Annotated in this window: 22 protein-coding genes and 1 pseudogene; 3 read left to right on the forward strand and 20 right to left on the reverse strand. The window is 67.7% G+C overall.

Translation table 11 applies throughout. The annotated features are described in order from the left end of the window. Positions 1–30: 30 nt before the first annotated feature. The 5 genes from E5F05_RS16105 to E5F05_RS16125 form a co-directional block, all read right to left on the reverse strand. Complete coding sequence (locus tag E5F05_RS16105; RefSeq protein ID WP_129119664.1) at positions 31–918, reverse strand: branched-chain amino acid ABC transporter permease; 888 nt, start codon at positions 916–918, stop codon at positions 31–33. 81 nt (positions 919–999) lie between these two features. After that, positions 1000–2229, reverse strand: coding sequence for an ABC transporter substrate-binding protein (locus tag E5F05_RS16110; protein ID WP_129119665.1), 1230 nt, complete (start codon positions 2227–2229; stop codon positions 1000–1002). 15 nt (positions 2230–2244) lie between these two features. Beyond that, positions 2245–3405: an ABC transporter substrate-binding protein gene (locus tag E5F05_RS16115; protein WP_129119666.1), complete on the reverse strand. Its 1161-nt coding sequence runs from the start codon at positions 3403–3405 to the stop codon at positions 2245–2247. A gap of 17 nt (positions 3406–3422) precedes the next feature. Further along, on the reverse strand, positions 3423–4076 hold the full coding sequence (locus E5F05_RS16120) for a GntR family transcriptional regulator (RefSeq protein ID WP_241687190.1): 654 nt from the start codon (positions 4074–4076) through the stop codon (positions 3423–3425). 160 nt (positions 4077–4236) lie between these two features. After that, positions 4237–5418, reverse strand: coding sequence for an MFS transporter (locus E5F05_RS16125; RefSeq protein WP_129119667.1), 1182 nt, complete (start codon positions 5416–5418; stop codon positions 4237–4239). Between the two features lie 549 nt (positions 5419–5967). Between E5F05_RS16125 and E5F05_RS16130 the strand changes: the two genes are divergently transcribed. After that, positions 5968–6819, forward strand: a complete 852-nt coding sequence (locus E5F05_RS16130) for a PhzF family phenazine biosynthesis protein (RefSeq protein WP_129119668.1) — start codon at positions 5968–5970, stop codon at positions 6817–6819. Positions 6820–6925: 106 nt separating this feature from the next. Here the strand turns inward: E5F05_RS16130 and E5F05_RS16135 are convergent, their stop codons facing one another. The 5 genes from E5F05_RS16135 to E5F05_RS16155 all read right to left on the reverse strand — a co-directional run bounded on the left by E5F05_RS16135 (position 6926) and on the right by E5F05_RS16155 (position 10641). Further along, positions 6926–7753 carry an alpha/beta fold hydrolase gene (locus E5F05_RS16135; protein WP_129119669.1) on the reverse strand — a complete coding sequence of 276 codons (828 nt, stop codon included), beginning with the start codon at positions 7751–7753 and terminating at the stop codon, positions 6926–6928. Between the two features lie 176 nt (positions 7754–7929). Next, positions 7930–8475, reverse strand: a complete 546-nt coding sequence (locus E5F05_RS16140) for a dihydrofolate reductase family protein (RefSeq protein ID WP_129119670.1) — start codon at positions 8473–8475, stop codon at positions 7930–7932. Positions 8476–8623: 148 nt separating this feature from the next. Beyond that, positions 8624–8902: a Rid family hydrolase gene (locus E5F05_RS22115; RefSeq protein ID WP_129119671.1), complete on the reverse strand. Its 279-nt coding sequence runs from the start codon at positions 8900–8902 to the stop codon at positions 8624–8626. Between the two features lie 86 nt (positions 8903–8988). Then, positions 8989–9714: an alpha/beta fold hydrolase gene (locus tag E5F05_RS16150; RefSeq protein WP_241687191.1), complete on the reverse strand. Its 726-nt coding sequence runs from the start codon at positions 9712–9714 to the stop codon at positions 8989–8991. Positions 9715–9861: 147 nt separating this feature from the next. Then, complete coding sequence (locus tag E5F05_RS16155) at positions 9862–10641, reverse strand: SDR family NAD(P)-dependent oxidoreductase (protein WP_206733024.1); 780 nt, start codon at positions 10639–10641, stop codon at positions 9862–9864. 591 nt (positions 10642–11232) lie between these two features. Here E5F05_RS16155 and E5F05_RS16160 point away from each other — a divergent pair. Next, positions 11233–12219 (forward strand): LysR family transcriptional regulator, encoded by a 987-nt coding sequence (locus E5F05_RS16160; protein ID WP_129119673.1) that lies wholly within the window; start codon positions 11233–11235, stop codon positions 12217–12219. A gap of 270 nt (positions 12220–12489) precedes the next feature. Next, the gene (locus E5F05_RS16165; RefSeq protein ID WP_129119674.1) at positions 12490–13689 is read left to right on the forward strand and encodes a hypothetical protein; all 1200 of its coding nucleotides are present in this window, start codon (positions 12490–12492) and stop codon (positions 13687–13689) included. Here E5F05_RS16165 and E5F05_RS16170 read toward each other — a convergent pair. The 10 genes and pseudogenes from E5F05_RS16170 to E5F05_RS16215 form a co-directional block, all read right to left on the reverse strand. Continuing rightward, positions 13679–13920, reverse strand: a pseudogene (locus E5F05_RS16170) (helix-turn-helix domain-containing protein); the annotation flags it as partial. The gene E5F05_RS16165 and the pseudogene E5F05_RS16170 overlap by 11 nt on opposite strands. Positions 13921–14116: 196 nt before the next feature. Beyond that, entirely contained in the window at positions 14117–15631 is a 1515-nt protein-coding gene (locus E5F05_RS16175; protein ID WP_129119675.1) for a CoA-acylating methylmalonate-semialdehyde dehydrogenase, read from the reverse strand. Between the two features lie 204 nt (positions 15632–15835). Further along, positions 15836–17182 (reverse strand): aminotransferase class III-fold pyridoxal phosphate-dependent enzyme, encoded by a 1347-nt coding sequence (locus E5F05_RS16180; protein WP_129119676.1) that lies wholly within the window; start codon positions 17180–17182, stop codon positions 15836–15838. Positions 17183–17487: 305 nt separating this feature from the next. Next, complete coding sequence (locus tag E5F05_RS16185) at positions 17488–18300, reverse strand: PucR family transcriptional regulator (protein ID WP_241687192.1); 813 nt, start codon at positions 18298–18300, stop codon at positions 17488–17490. Positions 18301–18560: 260 nt separating this feature from the next. Further along, positions 18561–19628, reverse strand: a complete 1068-nt coding sequence (locus E5F05_RS16190; RefSeq protein ID WP_241687193.1) for a P1 family peptidase — start codon at positions 19626–19628, stop codon at positions 18561–18563. A gap of 71 nt (positions 19629–19699) precedes the next feature. Then, positions 19700–20491 (reverse strand): SDR family NAD(P)-dependent oxidoreductase, encoded by a 792-nt coding sequence (locus E5F05_RS16195; RefSeq protein WP_129119677.1) that lies wholly within the window; start codon positions 20489–20491, stop codon positions 19700–19702. 25 nt (positions 20492–20516) lie between these two features. Further along, a complete protein-coding gene (locus E5F05_RS16200) occupies positions 20517–21584 on the reverse strand; it encodes an isocitrate/isopropylmalate dehydrogenase family protein (RefSeq protein WP_129119678.1) in 1068 nt (355 codons plus the stop codon). Further along, positions 21581–22441, reverse strand: a complete 861-nt coding sequence (locus E5F05_RS16205; protein WP_129119679.1) for an ABC transporter permease — start codon at positions 22439–22441, stop codon at positions 21581–21583. Before E5F05_RS16205 ends, E5F05_RS16200 begins: the two co-directional genes overlap by 4 nt. Next, positions 22434–23387: an ABC transporter permease gene (locus E5F05_RS16210; RefSeq protein WP_129119680.1), complete on the reverse strand. Its 954-nt coding sequence runs from the start codon at positions 23385–23387 to the stop codon at positions 22434–22436. Before E5F05_RS16210 ends, E5F05_RS16205 begins: the two co-directional genes overlap by 8 nt. Positions 23388–23535: 148 nt before the next feature. Next, positions 23536–25017 (reverse strand): ABC transporter substrate-binding protein, encoded by a 1482-nt coding sequence (locus E5F05_RS16215; RefSeq protein WP_129119681.1) that lies wholly within the window; start codon positions 25015–25017, stop codon positions 23536–23538. Positions 25018–25043 lie beyond the last annotated feature (26 nt).

Below are 25043 nucleotides of genomic sequence, written 5' to 3' on the forward strand. Positions count from 1 at the left end.
AATGCGGGGAAAACGCCGATTTTTTCGGAATCATACGCGCTTCACCGTCCTCCCGAACAGCCCTTCCGGGCGCAGCAGCAGCACCAGCAGGAAGGCGATCAGGCCGTAGGCGTCCCGGTAGTTGTTGCTGATGTAAAAGGCCCCCAGCGACTCGATCACGCCCAGCACCAGCCCGCCCACGACCGCGCCGGGCAGGTTGCCGAGGCCTCCCAGCACGGTCACGATAAAGGCCTTGGTGGTGTAGTTCTCGCCCACCGTCGGGAAGGCGTACAGCAGCGGCATCAGCAGCACGCCCGCGATGGCGGCAAAGGCCACGCCCAGCCCGAAGACGATGGCCTGGATGTGCCCCGTCTTCACGCCCTGCAACTCGGCCCCCAGGGGATTTTGCGCGGTGGCGCGGATGGCGCGGCCCAGCTCGGTGCGGTAGAGCAGCAGGTTCAGGCCCACGATGGCCGCCACCGTGCCCAGGCCCGCGATCAGCAGCGGGATGCTGACCTGTACCCCGCCGAGCTGAAAGGTGCTGGTCGCGTAGGGCACGTTGATGCTCTGCGGCTGCGCCCCGAAGGTCAGCAGCAGCGTGTTGCTGATGATCAGCCCCAGGCCCAGCGTGGCGAGGATGCTGCCCTCGTTCAGCCGGTCCCCCAGCCGCGAGAGCACCAGGCGCTGGATCACGAAGCCCAGCGCGAAGCCAGCCGGTGCCGCCACCAGCAGGCTGAGATAGGGGTCGAGGTGAAAGGTGCGAAAGAGCGCCAGCGTGATGAACATGCCGATGGCCAGAAAGTCGCCGTGCGCGAAGTTGATGATGTTCATCACGCCGAAGATCAGACTCAGGCCCGTGCCGATCAGGGCGTACAGCCCCCCGGTAAGGAGGCCCTGCACCAATGTTTGAAGGAGTGCCGTGACGGCGGCTTGATCCATGAAGGCTCCTTTGGGAAGTGGTCAGTGGTGAGTGGGAAGTAGGTTGTCATTACCCTCCACTGACTACTCACCACTTCCCACTTACTTTCTCGGAAAGACGATCTTGCCCCGTGCCGCCGTCGCCGGGCCGACCGTCACGAACTGGCCGTTCTGGACCTGCGTGATCAGGCCCACGACGCTGTTCTGGTTCTGGTAGCCGCCATAGGTGCGGAAGTTGACGGGGCCGAAGGCGGTGCTGAGGCGGGTCTGCATGAGGGCCGCGCGGACCTTTTCGGGGTCGGTGCCGCCCCGCTGGATGGCGTCGGCAGCGGCGAGCATGGCGGCGTAGCTCTGCGCGGCGTGCTGGGAGGGTTCCTCGCCGTTCAGCGCCTTTTTGAGGCGGGTGTAGAGGCTGCGCGCCCCGGGATACTGCACGTCGGGGTTCCAGACCATCGTGACGAGGTAGTTCTCGGCGGCGGTCCCCGCGCCTTTCAGGAAGTCGGGGAGGGCGAAACCGGTGGCGATCCCGGCGATCACCTTGGGCGAGAGTCCCACCTCCTTCACCTGCTTGGTGAGCGCCACGGCGTCCTCCTCGTAGCTGGCGAGGATCACCACGTCGGGGTTCTGGCCCCGGTAGCGGTTCAGCAGGGGCCGGAAGTCGGTCAGGCCCTTGTCGTAGGTGTCCTGGGCGAGCACCGTAAAGCCCGCGCGGGGAAGCAGGCTGGCCGCGTCGTTCAGCACGCTCTTGCCGAAGGCGTCGTTGCTGGTGAGGATCACCGCCGTCTTCATGCCGCCCAGCTTCCTGAGCTGGTCAATCAGGCTGCGCGTGTAGACCGAGGACTGGTTGTTGACGCGGAAGGTGTAGGGGTTGCCGGGCTTGGTGATCGTCTCGTCGATGGCGGTCGCCACGATCAGCGGCACCTTGACCCGCGCGAGGTACTGCGACAGGGGCTTGGTGATTCCGCTGGAATAGGCGCCGATCACCACCGGCACCTTCCGGTTCACCAGCCGCTCGGCGGCATTCAGGGCCTTGTTGGTGTCGCTGGCGTCGTCCTCCAGCAGCAGTTCGAGGCGGTTGCCGTTGACGCCGCCGCGCGCATTGATCTCGTCGAGCGCCACGCGGAAGCCCGCCTGCTGCATCCGCCCAAAGGTGGCGAAGCGGCCAGAGAGACTGGTGATGGCGCCCACCTGGATGGTGTCGGCCAGGGCCAGCGAGCCGGTCGCCAGCAACGCGAGGGCGGCGAGGGTGCGGCCACGCCGCGAACGGGACTGCCTGGGGCTGGACGGTGTGGATTTGGACGGTGTGAGGCTGGACGGTGTGAATCTGAACATGGGGCCTCCGGCGGCTCAACGCTCGAACTTGATGGGGCGGGGCACGACGCTCGCGGGGTAGACGGGCACGAAGGCCCCGTTCTGGACCTGCTGCGCGACCATGGTCAGCGGGTTCTGGTTGCGGAAGCCGCTGTAGTCCTTGAACTGGATCGGGCCGAAGGCGGTCTGCATGTTGAGGCTGCCCAGGGCTGCCTTCACCTTCTCCCGGTCGGTGCTGTCCGCGCGGCGGATCGCCTCGGCGGCGGCCAGCACGGCGGCGTAGGCCTGCGCGGCGTGGTAGCTGGGGTCCTGCCCGCCCAGCGCCTTTTTCAGCTCGACATTGAGTTTCTGGGTGCCGGGGTAGCGCAGTTGCGGAATCCAGGCGGTGGCCGTCACGACGTTCTCGGCGGCCGTTCCCGCATCCTTCACGAAGTCGGGCAGCGCGAAGCCCGCCGCGCCCCCCGCGAACAGGCGGGGCTTCACGCCCACCTCGCGCGCCTGGCGCATCAGGGCCACGCTGTCTTCGGCATAGGACACCATCAGGATGCCGTCGGGGTTCTTGGCCTTGATGCGGTTCAGGACAGGGCGGAAGTCGGTCAGGCCCTTGTCGTAGCGCTGGTCCTCGACCACGGCGATGCCGTACTCCTTGGCGATGTCCTGCGCGGCGTCCGCGACGCTCTTCTCGAAGGCGCCCGTTCCCGCGATGATCGCCATGTTCTTGAACTTGTTGGCGCGGAAGATGTTGAGGATCGCGCGGGCGTACTCGGTGGCGGGCTGGTTCAGGCGGAAGATGTAGTCGTTGCCGGGCTTGGTGATGTCGTCGCCGCTGGAGCTGAAGACCAGTGCCGGGACCTTCTGGCGGGCGAGGTACTGCGCCTGCGCCTTCACCAGACTCGACGAGTATTCGTTCAGCACCAGCGGCACGCCCGCGTTCACCAGGCGCTCGGCGGCGGCCAGGCCCTTGTTCACGTCGCTGGCGTTGTCCTCGATGACCAGCTCGATTTTGCGCCCGAGGACGCCGCCCTTGCGGTTCACCTCGTCCACGCCGACCTTGAACCCGGCGAGCTGCATCTTGCCGAACTCGGCAAAGCGGCCGGTGACGGAGGTGATCGCGCCGATCTTGATGGTGCCCTGCGCGTGCGCGGCGGACAGGGCGGAGAGAGCGAGGGCGAGGCCGAGGGTCAGGGTCTTACGCATGGGTTCTCCTTGGGGAATCAGGGCCTGGTTGGTTGGGCACGGACGGCCTGCGCGACGCGGGTCAGGTGGGCGCGCATGGCGGCCTCGGCGGCGGGGCCGTCCCGTTGCCGCAGGGCGCGCTCGATGGTGCGGTGTTCCTCGTGGCTGCGGCGCAGGTGCGCGGGAGTATTGAGCAGCAGCGGCCCCGCCAGACGCATCTCCCGCGCGAGCAGTTCGGCGTGCCGGGCCAGCCGGGCGTTCCCGCAGGTCTGGACGATGATCTGGTGAAACCGGGCGTCCAGCTCGCGGAACCGGCCCGCCTCTCCCAGCGCCGCCGCCCCCTGCGCGTCCAGCACGCCCCGGAGGGCGGCGAGGTCGGGGGCGGTCATCCGCCCGGCGGCCAGGCCCGCGGCCAGGCTTTCCAGGGCCGCGCGCAGTTCGTACAGCTCCAGCAGGTCACCCAGGTCCAGCCGCGCCACTTCCGCGCCCCGGCGGGAATGCTCGACCGCCAGGCCTTCCCCCACCAGCAGCAGCACGGCCTCGCGCACGGGCGAGCGGCTGACCTGGAGATGGCGGGCGAGTTCCGGCACACTCAGGCGGGTCCCCGGTGCCAGCTCCCCGGCCAGGATGGCCGCGCGCAGCCGTTCCCGCACCACGTCGACGACGCGGTCACTGGCGACAGGTTGAAGCACGGCCAACCAACCTCCCTTCCGGCGAGGCGTGAGGCCCCCGGCGATAACTCTGATGTGAAACACGGTGAGTGTTACATGTAAGAGTGCTGAATTCAAGCGGGAGTCAGGCCCACGCGGGAGAGCTGCGGGGCTGTCGCGGGTGCAGGAGTTCTCTGGAACGTTACGCTTCTGCCCGCTTTTCCCAGGCGAAGGCGGCGATGGCGGCGGCCAAGGCGAGGGTCGCGAGCACCGAGGCGACGACGGCTGGCCAGCCGGACGCGGCATACGCCAGACCGACCAGAACCGCGCCGAGGGCACCCCCCGCGTAGTACGCGAGGTTGTACAGGCCGGACGCGAGCGAGCGCCCAGACCTGACGCTCGCCGCGACGTACCCGGTGGTGGTGGCCTGAGCGATAAAAATGCCGCTCGAACCGACCGCCAGGCCCAGGATGATCAGCGGCAGCGGCGCGGCGAGCGTGGCCGCGAAGCCCAGCGCGGACAGCGCCAGTGCCCCCAGCAGCACGCGCCGGTACCCGAAGCGGGCGACCAGGCGCCCGGAGGGTGGGGTGACGATCACGCCCAGCAGGTACACGGTGAACACCGCCCCGAGGGCCGCGGAGGTGAGCCGGTAGGGGGCGGCCGCCAAGTGGTAGTTCACATACGTGAAGGCGGCCACCAGCGCAAACAGCAGGGCGAACCCCACCGCGCAGGCGGCCAGCAGGGCCGGATTCCGCAGGTGGCCGGTCAGGGTGGGCAGGGCCTGCACGGCGCTCTGGGGAACAAAGTTCTTCGCACGCGGGAGAACCACCCAGGCCACCAGCGCGATCAGGACGTTGGATACGGCAATCACATGGAACGCCTCACGCCAGCCGTACGCCTGGGCGACCAGGCCGCTGATGAACCGTCCGCCGAACCCCCCGACGACCGTGCCGGTGATGTACAGCGCGAGCGCCGCCGGAACGCGGGGGGCGGGGAGTTCCTCCGCCACGTACGCCGTCGTGACGACCATCACCCCGGGAATCAGAAGGCCCTGCATGAAGCGCCAGAGGATCAGGTGCCCCAGGGAGTCGGTGCGGGCGATCAGCAGGCACGGCAAGGCGAGCAACAGCAGGGCGCCCACCATCAGGCGTTTGCGCCCGGTGGCGTCCGCCAGGAGGCCCACCAGCGGGGCACAGAGGGCCATAGCGAGGGTGGTGGCGCTGACCGTGACGGACGTGACAACGCTCGATGCGGCGAATTCCCGCGAAAGCTCGGGCAGCAGGGCCTGGGTGGTGTAGACATTCAGAAACGCGCCACACCCCACGAGGGCAAGGACGGGCAGAAACGCGCGGGAAGCTGTGGAGGACTCTGGAGGATTCGCCACGCGCCCATCATGCGGCGTGCAGGGTGACCCGTGAGGGGCTGGCCCACCCGTCCACTGTGATGGACGTCCTCCAGCAACGTCCGCACCCCTCCGCCTGAGGCGAGGAGCTGTCCCACGTTCCCTTCCGGGTAGGGTTGGCGCCTGTCCCAGACGCGGCCCTTGTCCTGGCGCGGCCTCACATTCTGAAAGGGATCGTCCCGGGGTGCCCTCGCCCAACGCGGGGCCGCGTAGAGCGTCCGGGCCCCCGCGAGCAGCCGTATCGACGTCTTCAATACAGGCCTGTCGGCAGTTCAGCACCTGGCGTTGTGTCCGCTGGCGTCCCGGGCGACACTGCTGTATGACCGCTCCTTCGACATTGTGCGCCTGCGTTCAACCACCGTCCGATGACCGCCCCTCTGGCCAGGGAAGCGCACGGCAGGCGCGAGCGGTGAGTTCCATCGGCCTGTCCCAGGTACCCCCGGGGCTGCATGATTCATGGGGCGCCCAGGGGCACTCTGGCACGCCGGTTTCACCCCGGATTCGGGCTGCACGCCCGTCCCTGGGCGCACCGTGAACGCGCGCCGCTTCACGCAACTGGACGTCTTCGGCTCGGCCCCCTGCACCGGAAACCCCCTGGCCACCGTCATCGATGGTGCGGGGCTGACCACGGCCGCCATGCAGCGGTTCGCCCGGTGGACCAATCTCAGCGAGACGACGTTTCTGCTGCCTGCGACGACGGAAGCGGCCGATTATCGCGTGCGTATTTTCACGCCTGTGCGTGAGCTGCCGTTCGCGGGGCACCCCACGCTGGGTTCCTGTCAGGCCTGGTTGGAAGCGGGTGGACAGCCGAGGGCCGAAGGAATGGTCGTGCAGGAATGCCAAGCGGGCCTCATCGAAATCAGGCGGGGGCCAGGGGACGGACGCCTGGCTTTCGCGGCCCCGCCCCGTCGACGCACCGGTCCGCTGGACGCGCCGCTCCTGAACGACATCGTCAGGGTCCTGCGAATCCCGGCCACCGACGTGGTCGCGCATCAATGGGTGGACAACGGGCCCGGGTGGGTTGCCGTGATGCTGCGTTCCGCCGCTCAGGTGAAGGCCTTGAACCCTGACTTCAGCCAGATGAACGACCTGGAACTCGGCGTGATCGCTCCCTATCCGGCGGGAAGCGAGGCGCAATTCGAGGTTCGGGCGTTCATTTCGCAGGGAACGGCCGTTCCGTATGAGGACCCGGTGACCGGGAGCCTGAATGCCAGCCTCGCCCAGTGGCTCATGGAGGCCGAACTGGCACCCGCCCGATATGTCGCTTCTCAGGGGACGGCGTTGGGGCGCCAGGGCCGGGTCTACCTGGAACGCGACTCGCACGGAGGCGTCTGGGTAGGTGGTCACACGTTCACCGCAATCCACGGAACCGTTTACCTGTGACGGCCAGCAGATCCGCCGTCGACGTGACAGGTCACGCTGGCGCTGTATCCCTGGCGTCGCCCAGGAACAGGTCGGCCGTTCCTGGATGACGGCGTGCTCGCGTCCATCAGGCGGGGTCGAGAGCGTTCCACTTCTGAGCCGGTAAAAGCGAATTGAGAAAGCGCCTGACGATGGCAGAGAAGCGTTCCGGCTGATCAATGTGAAGCGCGTGACCAGCTTCAGGGACTTGTTCAACCTGAAGGCGAGGATTAAGACCTTGCAATTCTTCTGCCACAGTGGCGGAAATGACGCCTTTTTCAGCGACGACGAGCAAGGTGGGCAACTGGATGTCCCGCACCAGAGGTCTGAAGTCCGGGTTCGGTGGCGTTAGCACATCGAACGCACTCATGCGGGTTTGCAGGCGTGCCCGGGAGAAGAGTTCAAGGGTTTCCTCTGCCCGCTTGGGATGCCTGCGGCGTGCGTCCGCCACAACGTACTCAAATGTCTTTTTGAGTATTTGCCGATGCTGATCCGCCACATCACTGTCACGCACTTCTCGCTGAACCGCCGAGCTTAGAAAAGAGGGATCAGCCAGGATCAAGCCCCGCAGGAGGCCTGGCTGACGCTGAGCCACCAGCCCCGCCGTCATCCCTCCCATGGAATGTCCGAGGAGCACTGGCGGGGACAACCCTAGGACTTTGATCAGGCCGGAAAGGTCATTGGCATGGTCTTCATAACGGTATCCATAGGCAGGCGCACTCGACTCGCCATGTCCCCGGGCATCCGGCATGATGACGTCATAATCGGTGGCCAGGGTGCGCGCCAAGCCCGTCCAGCACAGCCCGTTTGTCATTAAGCCGTGCAGGAGGATCAAGGGCGGTTTGTTGCCCCCGGTTCTGGTGTAGTGAATGTTAATTCCATTGGTTTCGCAGACTGCGGAATGCCAATTGTTCATCTGTCTCCTGCTTCTGACGTGATTCACTTGTCTCCCCATTAGGCCAGGCTGGGGCTGAGCGCAAGGGACAAAGGCGGCAGTGGTGTGAATCGTCACTCATGCTCAGCCTGGGTTACACGTTCCAGGGTCCGACAGCGTGGTTGAGGCTGGCCCATGGCCCCCGCTTTACATCCGGATCAACCGTGCGTCTCGGGCACATAGGTCAACAGCAGGACCCCTGAGCCCAGGTCCCTGGTGGACGCCAGCTTCATCGGCAGTCGGTCACCGCCGGAGAAGAGGCGTTTGCCGCTCCCGAGGACGAGGGGGTAGACCATCAGGCGGAGCTCGTCCACGAGGCCGTGGCGCAGCAGCGTCTGGACGAAGGTGCCGCTGCCGTACACGAGGAGGTACGGGCCGTCCCCTTCTTTCAGCGTCCTGACTGCCTCGACGACGTCTCCTTCGAGGGCGGTGGCATTCCAGGAGAGGTCCTTGAGCGTGGTGGTGGCCACGAACTTCGGCAGGCTGTTCATCCGCTCACCGAATGCCCCGGTTTCGGTGGCGTTCGGCCAGTACTGGGCGAAGCCCTCGTAGGTCACGCGGCCCAGCAGGAGGCCGCCACTCTTGAAGAGCTCCTCGCGCTTGAACTGGCCGATCTCCGGGCTCTCGTAGCCCCGCTGCCACGGGGTGGAATCCTCGTACACCCCGTCGAGGGTCAGGAACTCGGTCACGATCACTTTGCGCATCTGTGCTCCTTTCGCTGCTCATCGGCCGCTTCAGCCGGGTCGGGAGAATGGAATGCGATTTGGACATCCATAAGTCCTATCGCTGTCGAGTGCGGCGTGCTAGCAGTGGCCGCCGTGCTCGCCCGGTGGGGCCGCGCTGCCGAGGTCGTCACTGTACCCGGCGGCGAGGCCCGACCACCGGGGCGCCGGAACGCCCCTCCCGTGGGAACGAAGAGCCGAGGTCCAGCCCGATCTCCTTCAGGCGGAGGCGAATATTCCTGAAAATCTGCCGGGCCTGTTCCGGGGCTCCTCCCTGCACGAGGGTGGCGCTGGCGGGGTCCTGACCCACCCGACCGGACAGAGAGACGAGTTTGCCGCTCTGGACCACGTCAGAGAACGGGCCAGTCGCGGGAGCGAGACGGGAGCCGACAAAAGCTTTCCTCGGCATACTAAAGGCTGCGCGGCATGGAATGAGGCACGTGCCCCCGCAGCGTGCAGCCGCCCTGATTGAGCTGCGGACGACACCCTCAAGGCTTACTGACTGAAAAATTGCACCAGTTTCGGGGCGATCACCGCAGGATCAACGTTGTGGTTCTGCCCCTCTAGGATTTCCAAGTAGGCGTCGGGCAGCGCCGCCGCCAGAGCCTCGGCCGACTCCCGCATCCAGGGGCTGGACCCGCCCCCGGCCAGGACGAGCGTCTTGGCTGGCACGCGCGCCGCCAGTTCGGTCGGCACGCGACCATCCCCCATCACTGCCGCGTCGTAGACCAGTGAGGGCGCCAGGGCCTCCACCCTGGGCCACCACGGGGCGGAGCGGAACTGGGCGATCTGTTCGGCCGGGGTGCCGGTCAGCAGCATGAAGTGCTGCGCGGCGTCACCCTTCCGGCCAGCAGCCACCAGGGCCTCCAGCCGCTCGCTGTAGACCCGCTGACGCTCCGGCGCGCCGGGGTCCTGCTGATAGGGCGCTTCCCACAGCGCCAGGTGATCGACAGGCAACTCCGCTGCCGCCCGCAGCGCCAGGGCGGCCCCGGACGAAAAGCCGAACAGGGACGCTGAGCCACCGATGTCCTGCACGAGGGCCCGCAGATCTTCTATTTCGCGCTCGACGCGCTCCTCGGCCCCGCCAGGCCCTCCCGCCGCGTCCCCGCTCTCTCCCCGGTGCCGCCGGTCGTAGCAGACGACGCTGAAGTTTGGGGCGAGGCGCGTGGCGATCCCACGCTGACTCGACCGGTCGTTCAGGGCCCCGCCGATGAGGACCACCGGTGCTCCCTCCCCCGAACACTCGTATGTGATCAGGGTTCCGTCAAAGGACCGGACTGTTTTCGTTTTCATCATGATCCTCCCAGGGTCGTGAGATGCGGCCCGGCAGATGCGCTGGCCGGGTTCGACGCGGGCCAAACCATCGCCTCATGGACAGGCGCTCCCGCAGGTCACGTTGAGACTGGACACCGTCATCGCGCTGGCGAGGTCCGACGCGGCGAGCACGGCGGCGTCACCGATCTCGGCCAGCTTCGGAAGGCGCTTCAGCGCGAGCCCCTGTCCAAGCTGCGCCTCGAATGCCGCGCGGGTGAGCCCCCGCAGCCTGGCGTGCTGCTCGAACACCTCATCCACGCCCGGGGCGTCAGGTGAACCCGACGACCGCAGGCAGAGCGCCCTCACCCCATGACGCCCGACTTCGAGGGCCAGCTGCTTGAACAGCAGTTCGGTGGCGGCGCAGGCGATGCCGAAGCCGCCCGTGTTCGTTCCGGGGACCTCCGCCGTGATGCCCAGGATCACACCCGAGCCCGCCTGCACCATCTGCCGTGCGGCCGACGTGGCCGTGATGAACTGGGTCTTCACGGCTCGCTCGACCGGGCGCGCCACGTCGGCCAGCGACATCTCCAGCAACGGTGCGCCCTGCACGTCCTCCAGGCCGACCGCGTGAAACGAGATGTCCAGGCGGCCCGTTCGGGCGATGATCCGGTCCAGGTACGACTGCACCTGAGCGGCATCGGTCGCGTCGACACACGCCGCGTCGGCCACCCGGCCGGTGTGCTGGAGCCTGGTCGCCGTCGCCTGCACGGCCGCCAGGGTGCGGCCGGTGAGGTACACCTGCGCGCCGTGCCGGGTGAACGCCTGAGCCACAGCGCCGCCGACGGCTCCCCCCGCGCCGTAGATAATCGCCACTTTGTCCTGGAGCAACATCATGTCGTTTTCTTCCTCCTCTGGCACTCCTCCGTCGGTGCGGGCGGAGTGCGGTGATTGGCTCGCACGTCCCCTCGGTGTCGCTGCCGCCCAGATTCCCGGGGGTGGGGCCCCGAGGCCCTGCGCCGCGGCCTATGCACGTGGAGCCACTGGAACGGAAGGCCGCTTGCCCTGGCGCGGTGATCACTCGTCATGTTCAGGGAGTATTCCGTGACACGAAATTCGCGGCAATGCGGATTCCCGTTCCGAACGGAATGCCGTATCGATGCGGTCAATGGAACAGGTTTTCCGCTGGCTGCCACCGGGGCTGTCCCTTCAGCTCGGTCATCCGAGTGCCAGACAGGGCCGGGGGAACCTAACTCCCGCGTACCGTGACGGACACCGCCTCCATCCTGGCGGCGATGACCGGCGTTCACTGATGCTGGCGCCTTCAGAAGCTGGAAGGAACTGGCGGATGGTGCGGTGCCCGGGCGCCGTCAGACTCGGATGACGTGGGGTTTCCTGTCCACGCACGATTCTGAAAACCCATCTTCGCATTCAGCGATTCCCTGACGTTCTGGGGCGCTTCCATCGAATTTCGCCATAGAATGCCGCATGGGTTCCACCTCGCCCTGGCCGCACGAACCGTCACCCCTCCTGCGCACGCCCTTGACGGCGGTGCTGGCGGTGGCTGAAACCGGAAGTTTCAGTGAGGCGGCGGCGCGGCTGGGCCTCGCCCAATCCACCCTCAGTTACGCGGTCCGGCAGGCGGAGGACGCCCTGGGTATCGTCATCTTTGAGCGGGGGCGCCACGGCGCGCGGCTCACCCCGGCCGGTCAGGCCGTGATGGTCCATGCCCGTCACGCCGCCCTGGCCGTGCAGGCCATGCAGCTCACAGCCCACGGTCAGTTGAGCGGAACGCTCCGCCTGGCGGCCAGCCGCAGCATCCTCCGCCACGTGGTGACGCCCGCGCTGCGTCCCTTTGCCGCGCATTACCCGCAGGTGGAGGTGGTCCTGACCGATACGCGGGGGGAACACGACGAGGTTGCCGATCTGGTGGCCAGCGGCAAGGTCCACCTCGGTCTGGGACGCCTCCCCATGCCCTCCGGGCTCGTGACCACGCCGGTTGTCGGTGATGAATACCTCATCGTGAACGCGGCGTCCGCGCCACCGCTGCGCACCTGGGACGACTTCCATGCCGCCCGCTTCATCGTCTGCGAGGAAGACTGCGCTCCATACGTGGCGGCGCACATTGCGAGGCACTCCCGACCCCCTGCCGCGTCGGTTCGGCTCAGCGACGCTGGCGTGGCCCTGGGAATGGTGGCCGAAGGGCAGGGCTTCACCGTCCTCAGCCGCCTGGTCGTGACGCCCCTCCCGCGGGGCTTGCGGACCGAGTCCCTGCCCACACCGCTGTGGCGTTCCACGGGCCTGGTGACGACGGATGCGGGGGCCTGCCATCCACTGGTGACCGCGTTCAGTCAACTGGTGCTGACCCCGGACGCCGTGAGGGCCCAGGTGGGACCCCTGGCGCGATTGCTCCAGCTTCCCGAAGGGCAGGCTCACCCCCAGCCGGACCCGTCGGTTGACGGGCAAGCCTGTTAGCCGCTGCCAGGGAAGGCGTTGAAGTTCAGGAACCGGGCTCGCTGGCGCGCCGGGGAGCTGGGCGCTCCAGTGGGTTCTGGCAAGTCGACGAGGAGCAGGCCGACGGACATGGCAGGCAACGTGAACCTCAGGCGGCCGGACTATCCATATTTTCGATGATGCCGGGGGGTTTCATCTGCCTCATGCATTGCTGGCTCGCCTGCGGCACCCCACAATGGGATCGTTTTTCTCCCTCCGCTGCTTTCCCCTTACCCGGACAAGGAAGGTACGATGTCGCGTCCATTGCTTCTTACGCTGCTCCTGACGACCGTTCTCAACCCTGCCGTCGCCAGCGGAACGGGCGGCGTTCAGACGGTTGCCCCACCGACCTTGCCGTGGGCCACACCGGTCCGGGACCTGCAACTCGCGGCAGATTCGCGTGGTCAGCTCACGCTGGCCATCATCACCGACACCCGTGAAGCCAGCAGCGGCCGGGGGACCTTCATGGCGCGCGCCGTCAGCGCCTGGCAGTGGGCGGCGGGGACCTGGACGCCGATGGGCGGCATCCTCAACTATGACCAGCCGCGCCCCGCAGCGAACCTCAATCTGGCACTCGACGCCGGGGGCACCCCCATCCTGGCATGGAACGAGAATTACGGAGACAACGATGTCGTCGTCTTCCGAGCCTGGCAGGGCGGGGCCTGGACCGACTGGAAGACCCGGTATCTGGGGATCAGTTCACCGCAGGCCGCCAAGATGCGGGCCCTCGCGGCCTGGCAGGGCACACCCATGCTGCTGTGGGGCGAAAACGTGCGCGAAGGCGTCGGCACCGTGCTCACGCTGCGCCGCTGGCAGGACGGCGAGTGGCTCCGCAGCCCGCCCCTCAACGAAGGCACCGGGTACGTCCGGCAACCCGCCCTGGCCCTGAACGGCCAGGGAGAAGCCACCGCCGCCTGGGTCAAAGGCCCCATCGAGGCCGGTCAGGTGGTGGTGAAACAGCAGTCGGGCGGTCACTGGACGCCGCTGGGTCAACCCTTCAGCCGCCATCCTCAAAGCTACGTCGCCTCCCCGCACCTGGCCCTGAACAGGGACGGCCAGCCGACGGTGGCCTGGCTGGAAGACCGTGGAGGCCGCGACACCCTGTTCGCCTCCCGCTGGACAGGCTCGCGCTGGGAAGCCCTCGGCGGGGCCATCAGTACGGGCTTCGCCTCGGCGCCGTCGCTCGCCCTCGACCAGGGCGGCCAGCCCGTGATCGCCTGGATCGAGGAGCGGGGCGGGGTGGGCCAGGTTCGTCTGGCCCGCTGGACTGGCCGGGCATGGCAGACCTACGGGCCGGTCAACCTGGACCCCGCGCACGACGCGCGCTCACCGTCGGTCGTGGTGGACGCCTCCGGGGCGCCCGTCCTCGCCTGGCGCGAGGACCTCGGCGGGATGTACGGCCTTCAGCTCCGCCGCTTCGCTCCCTTGACGGCGGCGACTTCCCCTTTTTGATCCACCGGATGACCGTCTGCCGGTGACCCCCAAGGGCGCGCCGGACACCGCGCAGGCTCATCCGCTCGCGGAAGGCATCGAGAATTTGCTTCCGGGTCACTTCACTGCGCTACGGGTTTGGCGTCTGGATGGAAACGACGACCACACCCGGCATCAGTACGTGCGGGTGCCATTTTTCGCCTTCCCATTCTTGACTGTCTGGCTGCGGTGGCAGGCCGGACACTCGGGCATCCCTTCATTCCATCACCTCCCCGCAGCCACGACCCGTACTTTCTCTGCTTCGCAGCTTTGCAAGGCCCTTCGGTCAGATTTCCAGGTTTACAAGTCAACCTTTCGGAGTCCGTATCCATCACGACTGAGCAGCCTACCCGAGTGAAGGTGCCAGAACCGCCGAACCGGTTCTGGCAGCGCGAACTCCTGCCCTCACCTACCTGTTTTGCGGGAAGCCCAGGTCCACCCGGCTGCTCGCCGGGTCCGGCCAACGCGAGGTGACCACCTTGGCGCGGGTGTAGAACTTGATCCCCTCCGGCCCGTACATGTGGCTGTCCCCGAAGAGGCTCGCCTTCCAGCCGCCGAAGGAGTAGTACGCCACCGGCACCGGGATGGGCACGTTGATCCCCACCATCCCCACCTCGACCTCGAACTGGAAGCGCCGCGCCGCCCCGCCGTCCCGGGTGAAGATGGCGGTGCCGTTGCCATACGGGTTCTCGTTGATCAGGCTCAGGCCCTCGTCGTAGCTGTTCGCGCGCACCACGCACAGCACCGGGCCGAAAATCTCGTCCTGATAGGCGTCCATCTCGGGCGTCACCCGGTCGAGGAGCGAGACGCCCAGGAAGAAGCCGTCCCCGTCGAACGGCTGTTCGCGCCCATCCACCACCACCGCCGCGCCCTGCTGCCGCGCGCGCTCGATGTACCCCGCCACCCGGTCGCGGTGCTCGCGGGTGATCAGCGGCCCCATCTCGTTGCCGGGTTCGTCCCCGGGGCCGACCTTGAGGGCGGGCAGACGTTCCTGAATGGCCGAGACGAGGGCGTCCCCCACCTCACCGACCGCCACAAGGACGCTGATCGCCATGCACCGCTCGCCTGCCGAGCCGTAGGCGGCGGAGACGGCGGCGTCGGCGGCCATGCCCACGTCGGCGTCGGGAAGGACGAGCATGTGGTTCTTCGCCCCGCCGAGGGCCTGCACCCGTTTGCCGTGCGCGGTGCCCTTCTGGTAGATGCTGCGGGCGATGGGCGTGCTCCCCACGAAGCTCACGGCGGCGATCCCGGGGTGCTCCAGCAGGGCGTCCACCGCCTCCTTGTCCCCGTGAACGACGCTGAATACGCCGTCCGGCAGCCCCGCCTCCTTGAGCAGCTCCGCCAGGAAGAGGCTCGCGCTGGGGTCCTTCTCGCTGGGTTTGAGGATGAAGGCGTTGCCGCAGGCGAGGGCGTTCGCCAGCATCCAGAGGGGCACCATCGCCGGGAAGTTGAAGGGCGTGATGCCCGCCACCACCCCGAGCGGCTGCTGGATGGAGTACACGTCCACCCCGCTGCTCACCTGTTCGGAGTAGCCGCCCTTGAGGAGGTTCGGCACCCCGCAGGCATACTCGACATTCTCGATCCCACGGGCAATTTCCCCCAGCGCGTCGGCACGAACTTTGCCGTGCTCGCGGGTGAGGATGCGGGCCAGTTCCTCGCGGTTGCGGTCGAGCAGGTCGCGGAAGCGGAAGAGGACCTCGGCCCGTTTGCCCAGAGGCGCGGCCCGCCACGTCTTCGCGGCGACCGTGGCAAGCTCGACCGCCCGGTCCACCTCGGCACGGCTGGCCAGCGGCACGAGCGCCTGCACCTCCCCGGTGGCCGGGTTGTAGACGGGAGCGGTGCGCCCGGAGGTCCCCTCGGCGGGGCCACCGGAGAGCCAGTGGGTGAGGGTCTGGACGGCGGGCTTTTCAGCGGTACTGGTCATGGGGGAACCTCCGGGGTGAGGGCGAAAAGTGCTTTGGCACTGGCATTTTTGCTCCTCCCCCTTGAGGGGGGAGGCCGGGTGGGGGTGAGTAGGCCGGGCGTCGGAAGGCCACTGAGAAGGCTCTTGAACCCCGTTTTTAGGGCAAGCTCCGCTTGCCACCCCCCTCCCAACCTCCCCCGCAAGGGGGGAGGAGTAAGGGCGCATTCAATCCGCCGCCACCGGCGCCCCGATCATCTCGTCCACCAGAGCCAGCGCCTCCTCGTAGACGGCGAGTCCGGCGTCCAACTCCTCCTTTGTAATAACGAGAGGTGGGCAGACCCAGAGCATGTTGAAGCGGCTGAAGGCGTAGACGTGTTTGGACTTGATGTGGGCGGCGAGCTTCGCCATCTCCGGCGAGGTACCGTTGTAGGGAGCGAGCGGCTCCTTGGTCTTCTTGTCCCTCACCAGCTCCAGCACGCTGAAAAGCCCGATGGAGCGCACGTCACCCACACAGGCGTACTTGCGCTTCATGGCCTCCAGGCGTTCGCCCAGGTAGTTCCCCAGCTCCAGGGTGTGCTCGAAGAGGTGTTCCTCCTCGTATACCTTCAGGTTGGCGATGGCGGCGGCCAGGGACACCGGGTGACCGCTGTAGGTCAGGCCACCTGCCAGAAAGTGGTTCTCGAAGTAGTCCGCGATCTTCTGGTTCACGACGACGGCGCCGAGCGGCATGTAACCGCTCGTGAGGCCCTTGGCGCAGGTCACGATGTCCGGCACGATGCCGTAGTGCTGGGTGGCGAGCCATTTGCCGGTGCGCCCGAAGCCGCTCATCACCTCGTCGTCGATGAGCAGGATGTCGTACTTGTCGAGCAGCGCACGCAGCCGGGGGTAATAACTGTCCGGCGGGATCAGCACGCCGTTGCTGCCGGTGATCCCCTCCACCAACATCGCCGCGATGGTGTGCGGGCCTTCGAGCTGGATCACCTCCTCGATGTGGGTGATGCAGCCGTCCTCCCACTCTGAAGCGCTGCCGCCCATCGGCGGGCGGTACATGTAGGGGTCGAATACCCGCACGATCCCGGGAATGCCCGGCTCCACCGGCCAGCGCCGGGGATCGCCCGAGGCGCTCATACTGCCCATGGTCGCGCCGTGGTAGGAGCGGTAGCGGGTGATGATCTTGTCGCGCCCCGTGTAGAGCTTGGCTATCTTGATGGCGTTCTCGTTGGCCTCGCTGCCGCCCAGGGTGAAAAAGCTCTTGGCGAGGCCCGTGACTTCCGCGAGTTTCTTGCCCAACTCTGCGCGCACATCGGTGGCAAAGCTCGGCCCGGCGAAGCACATGCTGTCCACCTGGGCCTTGATCGCCTCCAGCACTTTGGGATGCTGGTGCCCCACGTTGAGGTTGATGAGCTGCGAGGAGAAGTCGAGCCAGGTGTTCCCGTCCCCGTCGTAGAAGTAACTGCCCCGCCCGCCCGTCATGTGGATCGGGTGGGTCTGCTGCTGCACACTCCACGAGAAGAGGGTGTATTCGCGGTTCTCGGCGATGACCTGCTGGGTGTCGGGCCTGGGTTCCGGCATAGGGCGCCTCCTGGGTGGGGCGAAGGGGGATGAGGGACGACCTGATGGTAGGTTCCGGGGGCAGCCCTGCCAAGAGACAGAGTGTCCAGGCGGAGTCAGGAGTCATAACCTTCTTTTCCAGAGCTGGGATGGCGTTGCCGTCCACCCCCCTCTGCTCCGCAGCTCGACGAGTCCCCGACCCCTCTGCAAGCAGCTCTGCGAGTCCCCCGCAAGGGGAAAGGGGCTTCTTGCGCCTTACACACCATTTTCGGGTACCCCGGCGCAAGAGGAGGCAAAACTGGCCGCACCTTTGATAAGGCCGGGGATCACGGCGGGGCGGAAGTCTCCGTGGTCCGCAGCAGTTCGAGCGCCAGGCGCAGCCCGAGTTGCCTCCGGGCATCTTCCAGTTCCCCCAGCATGACCCGGAGTTGCTCCATGCGGTAGTACACGGTCTGGCGCCGCACGCCGAGCCGCCGGGCCGCTTCGGCCACATTGAAATTGACGGTCAGGAGGGTGTCGAGGGTCGAGAGCAGCGTTGCGCGGGGCCGGAGCGGCAGCGAGAGCAGCGGCCCCAGATGGGCCGTGACGAAGTCGGCCCCCCGCCCCGTTTCGGCCAGCGCCAGCCAGAGCGGCTCCAGGGACGGCTCGGCGGGGGCCGTGACGGGGGCCAGGATGCGGGCGTGCGCGGCCTTCGTGAGCTGCTCGAAGCTGACCTCACGGCGGGCGACGAGCAGCGGACAGTCGAGCTGCCGGGCCGCGGCCAGCAGGGCGGGAGGCACCTCCTGAACGTTCCGCACGAGTTCCAGCAGCAGCCCCACCGCCCCCCCCTGGGCGAGGGAGTGCAGGTACGTCTCCTGGGCGCTCTCCGTCATCGTGAGGAGCGGCAGGCCCGTGCTGAGCAGCAGCTCGCCCCCCGTCAAAAACCGCGCCGCGTCGGGGAGTTCGGAGATATGCACCCACGTCACCGGCTGGCCGAGCTGCGCCCTGCCGCACGCGACCTCGATCTCCGCGAAGGCGGGGAGGGCCAGCAGGTCGTGGAGGGTGGTCTGCATCAGGGGCACCGGGTGCGGCGTGTGGCAGGAGAGGACCGGAGCGGCGCCTGGGTGGTGAGCCGACAGACGCTCCGGTTGATCCCTCACGGGCGCCACCTTAACCGACGGGCCTTCAGGATGAAGACCGGGTCCCGGCTTGTCAAATGGCAAGACAGACCCAGTAGCGTCTGGGAAGTAGCTCTGGTGCGGCGCTTTCCTTCCACCCCTTCCACTTGCGCCGCTGCTGAGTCGCTGGCGCGGTGCAAGCGCAGCCTGGAGCCTTTGTCCTCAAGAGAGCGGGTTTCCCGTTTTCTTTCTGGCAACTGGCGACTGGCTTCTTCTCCAAAGGAAATCTTCCGACCAATCCACTAACGGCAGGCCGTCGGGAATTTGTCGCAGTAGCTCTGCTGGGAACCGACGGTCTTGGCGTTGAGGATGGCGTGGACGATGGCCCGCGTCATGACATCGGCGGCGGCGGCCCCGATGGCGCTGAGCTGACCCACGTCCTTGACCTCCACCTCGCCGGTCCCGAGGGCAAAGACCGTGTCGCCGTCGAACATCGTGTGGACTGGCCGGATCGCGCGGGCCAGGCCGTCCTGGGTCATCTGGGCGATCTTCTGGGCCTGCGCCTTGGTGAGTCTGGCATTGGTGGCGATGACGCCGATGGTGGTGTTCTGGCCGACCTGCGCGTTGAGGACGTAGGTGTTGAGGCCCGAGGCCGGAAGGACGCCCGTCGGAGCCTTGAGGTTGCCGAATTCCTTGCCGATGCCGAACGAGCGGCCATACAGGTCACCCGTCTGGGGGTCAAAGACGCTCCCGGCAGGATTGACCGCCACGATGGCCCCCACCACCACACCCCCGTCGAGCACGATGCTGGCGGTGCCCACGCCGCCCTTGACGGCCCCCGCGTAAGCGCCCGTGCCCGCGCCCACATTGCCCTGGGCGACGGGTCCATCTTTGGCCGCCTGCGCGGCGCGGTACCCGAAGTCGGCGGTGGGGCGCTTTTTCCAGTCGCCGCCGCGCCCCAGGTCGAACAGAATCGCGGCGGGCACGATGGGCACCACCCGGCCTTCCCCGACGGGATACCCCAGCCCCTTTTCCTCCAGAAAGCGCATCACGCCGTCCGCGGCGGCAAGGCCGTAGGCGCTGCCCCCCGAAAGCATGATGGCCTGCACCTTCTCGACGAGGTTCATGGGATTGAGCAGGTCGGTTTCGCGGGTCCCCGGCGCGCTCCCGCGCACGTCCACGCCGCCGACCGCGCCCTGCTCGACCAGGACGACGGTGGTGCCGCTCAGGATGGCCGGGTCCTCATACTGCCCGACCTTGACCCCCGGAACGTCGGTGATCGCGTTGAGCGGCCCCGGCTGGCCCGGTGCGGAGGCCGCCAGGGTGCCCGAGAGAAGCAGGGCTGGCAACAGCGCGCGCAGCATGGTCATACAGTCCCTCCTTTGGAAGTGGGCCGGGTGGCCCAGGTGGATGACGGGTGAACGGGGCTACGAGAGCAGGATCACAGTGGCGGTGTGAAGCGCCCGTCGATGGCCGTCCAGCCGCCGTCGACATACAGGATCGTGCCCGTGATGTAGGAGGCAGCGTCGGAAGCGAGGAAGACCACCGCTCCGGCGAGTTCTTCGGGCTTGCCCCAGCGGCCGAAGACGCTCTTTTGCGCGTAGGCGTCGTACCACGCCTCGTTTTTGCGGATCGGCGCGGTGAGCGGCGTGTCGATGACGCCCGGCGCGATGGCGTTGGCCCGCACTCCCCTGGGGCCAAGCTCGCTCGCCAGGCCGCGCAGCATCTGGAGGGTCCCGGCTTTGGTCGCGGCGTATACGCTCTGCCCCGGCTCGACCACCTGGGAGCGCACGCTCGAAAAGGCCAGCAGGCTGCCGCGCCCCTGACGCGCCATGACACGGCCCGCGCTTTGCAGCAGGTGGAAGGTGCCCCCCAGATTGACCCGCAGCACCCGCTCGAACTCCTCCTGGGTGTAGTCCAGCAGGGGCTTACGGACATTGATGCTGGGGCTGCTCACCCCGATGTCGAGGTGGCCGTGCTGCCGCGCGATCTCGTTGACCGCCGCCTCGACCGCCGCCGCGTCGGTGAGGTCGAGTGTGCGGCTTTCGGCGCTGCCCCCCTGAGTGGTGATCGCGTTCGCGACGCGCTCCGCCCCCTCACCGTCGAGGTCCGCCACGACGACGTGCGCCCCATTGGCCGCGAGGGCTTGCGCACTTGCCTCACCGATGCCGCTCGCTCCCCCCACCAAGAGCGCTACCTTGCCGTCCAGCCGAAACATGTTGCTGTAGTCCATCCAGTCGCTCCTTTCACCTCTGGCTTCACCTGGCCTGGCTGGGTTCACGCTCCAGCGCCGCGAGCAGCGCGTCCCCGACTTCGTGTGTGCTGCAAGACCCCCCGAGATCGGGCGTAAAGACCTGCTGGCGGGTGACGTCCTCCATCGCCCGCTCGATGCGCCCGGCGGCCTCCCGTTCGCCGAGGTGCGCGAGCATCAGGGCCGCGCAGGCCACCGCGCCGAGCGGATTGGCCTTCCCCTGCCCGGCGATGTCGGGGGCCGAGCCGTGGACGGGTTCGAACAGGGCGAGCCGCTGGCCGGGGCACAGGTTCGCGCTCGCCGCGAGGCCCAGGCTGCCCTGCAAGCCCGCGCCGAGGTCGGTCAGGATGTCGCCAAAGAGGTTGGAACCCACCAGCACCCCGAAGCGCGCCGGGTTCTTGACGAGCTGATACGCCACGGCGTCGACATGCATCTTCTCGAAACGCACGTCCGGATGCCGGGCCGCGACCTCGGCGGCGACCTCGTCCCAGAGGGGAAAGGCGTGCCGCAGGGCATTCGACTTGGTGACGCTGGTGACCAGGCTACCCGGCGCGGCGAGCGAGAAGGCGTACTCGACCACCCGCTGAATGCCCCGGCGCGTGAACACCCCGGTCTGCACCGCCAGCTCGTATTCCCCCTGCCCCTGCCGCCCCCCCAGGCCCGCGTACTCGCCCTCGGTGTTCTCGCGGACGAAGGTGAAGTGGGGTTCACCGACTTCGGGCCGCAGCGGCGTGGGGACGCCCGGATAAAGCCTGACCGGGCGCAAGTTGACGTACAGGTCGAGTTCCCGGCGCATAGGCAGGATCAACCCCCAGACCGTCAGGTCGTCGGGCAGATCGGGGCGACCCACCGCACCGAAGTAGATGCTGTCAAAGGTCCGCAGGGTGGGAATGGCGTCCCCGGGCATCATCCGCCCGTGGCGGTCGTAATAGGCGCTGCCCCAGGGCAATTCTTCGAGTTCGAGCGAAAAGCCCGCGTCCGCACCGCCCACCGCGCGCAGCACCCGCAGCCCCTCGGCCACCACTTCCGGCCCGATGCCGTCACCGGGAATCACGGCGATCCGGTAGGTGTTCATCCGCTCCTCTTCCCCAGCAGGTCGCGCAGGCCGTCCCCAAGCAGGTTGAAACCCAGCACCACCGCCGCCACCGCGAGGCCGGGAAAGACGGTGGCATAGGGCGAAAGGACCATGAAGCTCTGCGACTCGCGCAACATCCGGCCCCAGCTCGCCGTGGGGGGCTGGATGCCGAGGCCCAGGTACGAGAGGCTGGCCTCGATCAGCACGGCGGCGCCCATCGTGAGGCTCGCCTGCACGATCAGCGGCCCCAGGATGTTGGGCAGGATGTGGCGCAGCATCACCCGCCGCGGGCGGGCACCCAGCGCCGTCGCCGCCTCGACGTAAGGCATAGCCCGCACCTGCAACACGCTCGCCCGCGCCACGCGGGTAAACGCCGGGATGGCGGCGATGCCGACCGCCGTCATGGCGCTCACCAGACCCGGTCCCCACGCGGTCACCAGCAGCATGGCGAGCAGCAGCGCGGGGAGGGAGTAGAGCGCCTCCAGCAGCAGCATGATGATCCGGTCGGTGCGCCCCCCGAAAAACCCGGCGAGGAGGCCCAGTGCCAGCCCCGCCCCCAGCCCGATCCCCACCGCCACCGCCCCGACCAGCAGCGAGGCCCGCGCGCCGACCAGGATGCGGGCGAGCAGGTCGCGCCCGTACTGGTCGGTCCCCAGCAGGTGCGCCGCGTTGGGCGGTTGCAGGCGCCCCAGCAGATCCTGGGCGTTGGGATCGGCGGGCAGCCACACCAGGCTGAGGAGGGCCATCAGCACGACCAGGCCCACCAGAGCGCCGCCCAGCCGCAGGGCGGGGGGCCAGCGGTTCAGGGGTATCCGCCACGCGGACGGAGTGCCCCGCCCCGCCGCCGACTCAGCCATAGCTGACCCGCGGGTCGAGCGCCGCGTAGGAAAGGTCGACAAGCAGGTTCGCCAGGATCACCAGCGCCGAGAGCACCAGCACGATGCCCTGCACCATCGGGTAATCGCGGGCTTCAATCGCGGTCAGCACCAGCGTGCCGAACCCCGGAAGCGAGAACACGACCTCGACAATCACCGAGGCGGTCAGCAGTTCGGCGAACTGCACGCCGAGAACAGTGACGATGGGAATCAGGGCGTTGCGGAGGGCGTGGCGGTAGAGGACCCGCCGCTCCGGGACGCCCTTGGCACGCGCCGTGCGGACATAATCCTGACCCAGCGCGTCGAGCAAGCTCGCCCGCACCATACGCGCGAGCACCGCCACCCGCGTGAGCGTCAGGGTGAGCACCGGCAAGGTCAGCGCCAGCAGCGCCCGGCCCGGGTCCTGCCAGCCGGGAAAGCCGCCCGAGGGCAGCCAGCGCAGCCACACCGCGAAGGCGAGCATCAGCATCAGCCCCACCCAGAAGCTCGGCAGGGCGGAGACCAGCACCGCGAGCGTCGTGATCAGGGTGTCGCGTCCGCGCCCCGTTGGCCGCGCCGCCGCGCGGGCCGCCGCGCCCCCCAGCCACAGCGCGAGGAGACTGGAGAACAGCAGCGTCAGCCCGATCAGCGGCAGGCTGACGCCCAGGCGTTGCCCCAGCAGTTCGCCCACCGGCGCGTCGTAGCGGATCGACTGCCGCAGGTCGCCGTGCAGCGCCCCGGAAAGCCACTCCGCGAAGCGCGTGAGCGGCGGCTGATCCAGCCCCAGTTGATGACGCAGCCGCGCGAGTGCCTCGGGTGCGGCGTCGAGGCCCAGCACCGTCTGCGCCGGATCGCCGGGGATGGTCAGCAGGATGCCGAACACCAGGGCGGCGGCGATCAAGAGGGTCAGCGCCGCGCCGAGGAGCCGCTGGAGCACGTAATTCAGCACGGCCTAGAGCCTGTTCGGAAAGGGTCTGTGGCGGACGGAGACAACCTGGCTTCCATGCATGTAGGGCAGGCTGCGCCTGCCACCCCCCTCCCGGCCTCCCCCGCAAGGGGGGAGGAGAAAAAACCTCGTTTGTTTCCCAGATAGGCCCTTACTTACGCAGGTAGACCTGGGTCACGTTCAGGCTCGGCAGGGGCTGGTCGGTCCACCAGCCCACGACCCGGTTTTTCATGGCTGCCATGTACGGCAACTCCTGAACCCAGACATTCACCGCGTCGTCCGCCAGACGCTTTTGCAGGGCGCGCATGGTGAGGCAGGCGGCGCTGCGGTTGGTGCTGCGCAGGTAGCTGTCGAACTGCTGCCGGAACTGGGGGCTGTCGTAGTGGAAGTAATAGCTCTTGTTGGCGTAGATCCCGATGTCGTTGGGTTCGGCGTGGCCAATCACGCTCATGTCGTAGTCGCCGCCCTGGAACACCTGCTTGAGCCAGGTGCTGAAGTCGACCAGCTTGATCTCGGTCTGGATGCCCACCTTGTTGAGCTGCGCCGCCACCGCCTGCCCGGTCCGCACCGCGTAGTCGTACTGGGAAGGCAGCGTCAGTGTGATCTTGAGGGGCTTCTGGGCGGTGTACCCGGCCTGCTGCAAGAGGGAGCGGCTGAGCCGCGGATTGGGCTTGTACAGCCCCGCGAGATCGTAATAGCAACTCTCGACGGGGGTGCGGTGCGTCCCGATCACGGTGCCGTTTCCGAGCATCACGCCTTGCAGGATCGCGTTCTTGTCGACGGCGTACTGCACGGCCTTGCGTACCCGGATGTCGTTGAACGGCGCGCGGCCATTGTTCATGCTGACCGTGACCTTGTTCGTCGAGTTCCCCACGATCACGTTGAAATCGCCCCCCTGCTTGAGGCTCAGGGCATTTTCGGGGGCCAGCCCGTAGCCGATCACGTCAATATCCCCGGAACGCAGCGCGGCGAGTTGCGCGTTGGGGTCGGAAATGAAGCGGAAGGTGACCGCGTCGAGGTACGGCAGCGCCTTGTTGTAGTACGCCGGATTGCGCTCCAGCGTGATGGCGCTGCCGCGTTGCCACGACACGAACTTGAAGGGGCCGGTGCCGATGGGCGCCGACTTCATGGCGTCGGTCTTCCCGGCGGGCATGATCACCGAGTCGGCGCGGGCGAGGTTGAAGAGAAAGTCGGCATTGGGGCGCGCGAGCTTGATCACGACCGTGTTCGGGCCGCTCGCCGCCACGCTCGCCATATCGGCGTAGTACTCGGGGTGGGTGTGGCCCGACTTGGGGTCCATCGCCCGTTTGAGGGCCGCCACCACGTCGTCGGTCCCGAAGGCGCTGCCGTCGTGGAACTTGACGCCCGGACGCAGGGTGAAAGTGTACGTCTTGCCGTCCGCCGACACCTGATAGCGCGAGGCGAGGGAAGGTTCAATCTTCCCGTCCGGCCCCAGCTTGACGAGGCCTTGGAGCACGTTGTCGTACAGAAGGCGGCTGATCTCGGCGGAGGTGCTGCTGGTGGGATCGAGCATCGGCGGCTCGGCACTCACCGAGACGGTCAGCCGCCCGCCCCGCGTGGGCTGGTCCGCTGAAGACTGGGCATTCGCGCCGCCAGCCGCGAGGACCAGCATCAGAGATGCACCCAGGGCCATCCTGC

The organism is Deinococcus metallilatus (genome assembly GCF_004758605.1).
Classification (GTDB): domain Bacteria; phylum Deinococcota; class Deinococci; order Deinococcales; family Deinococcaceae; genus Deinococcus; species Deinococcus metallilatus.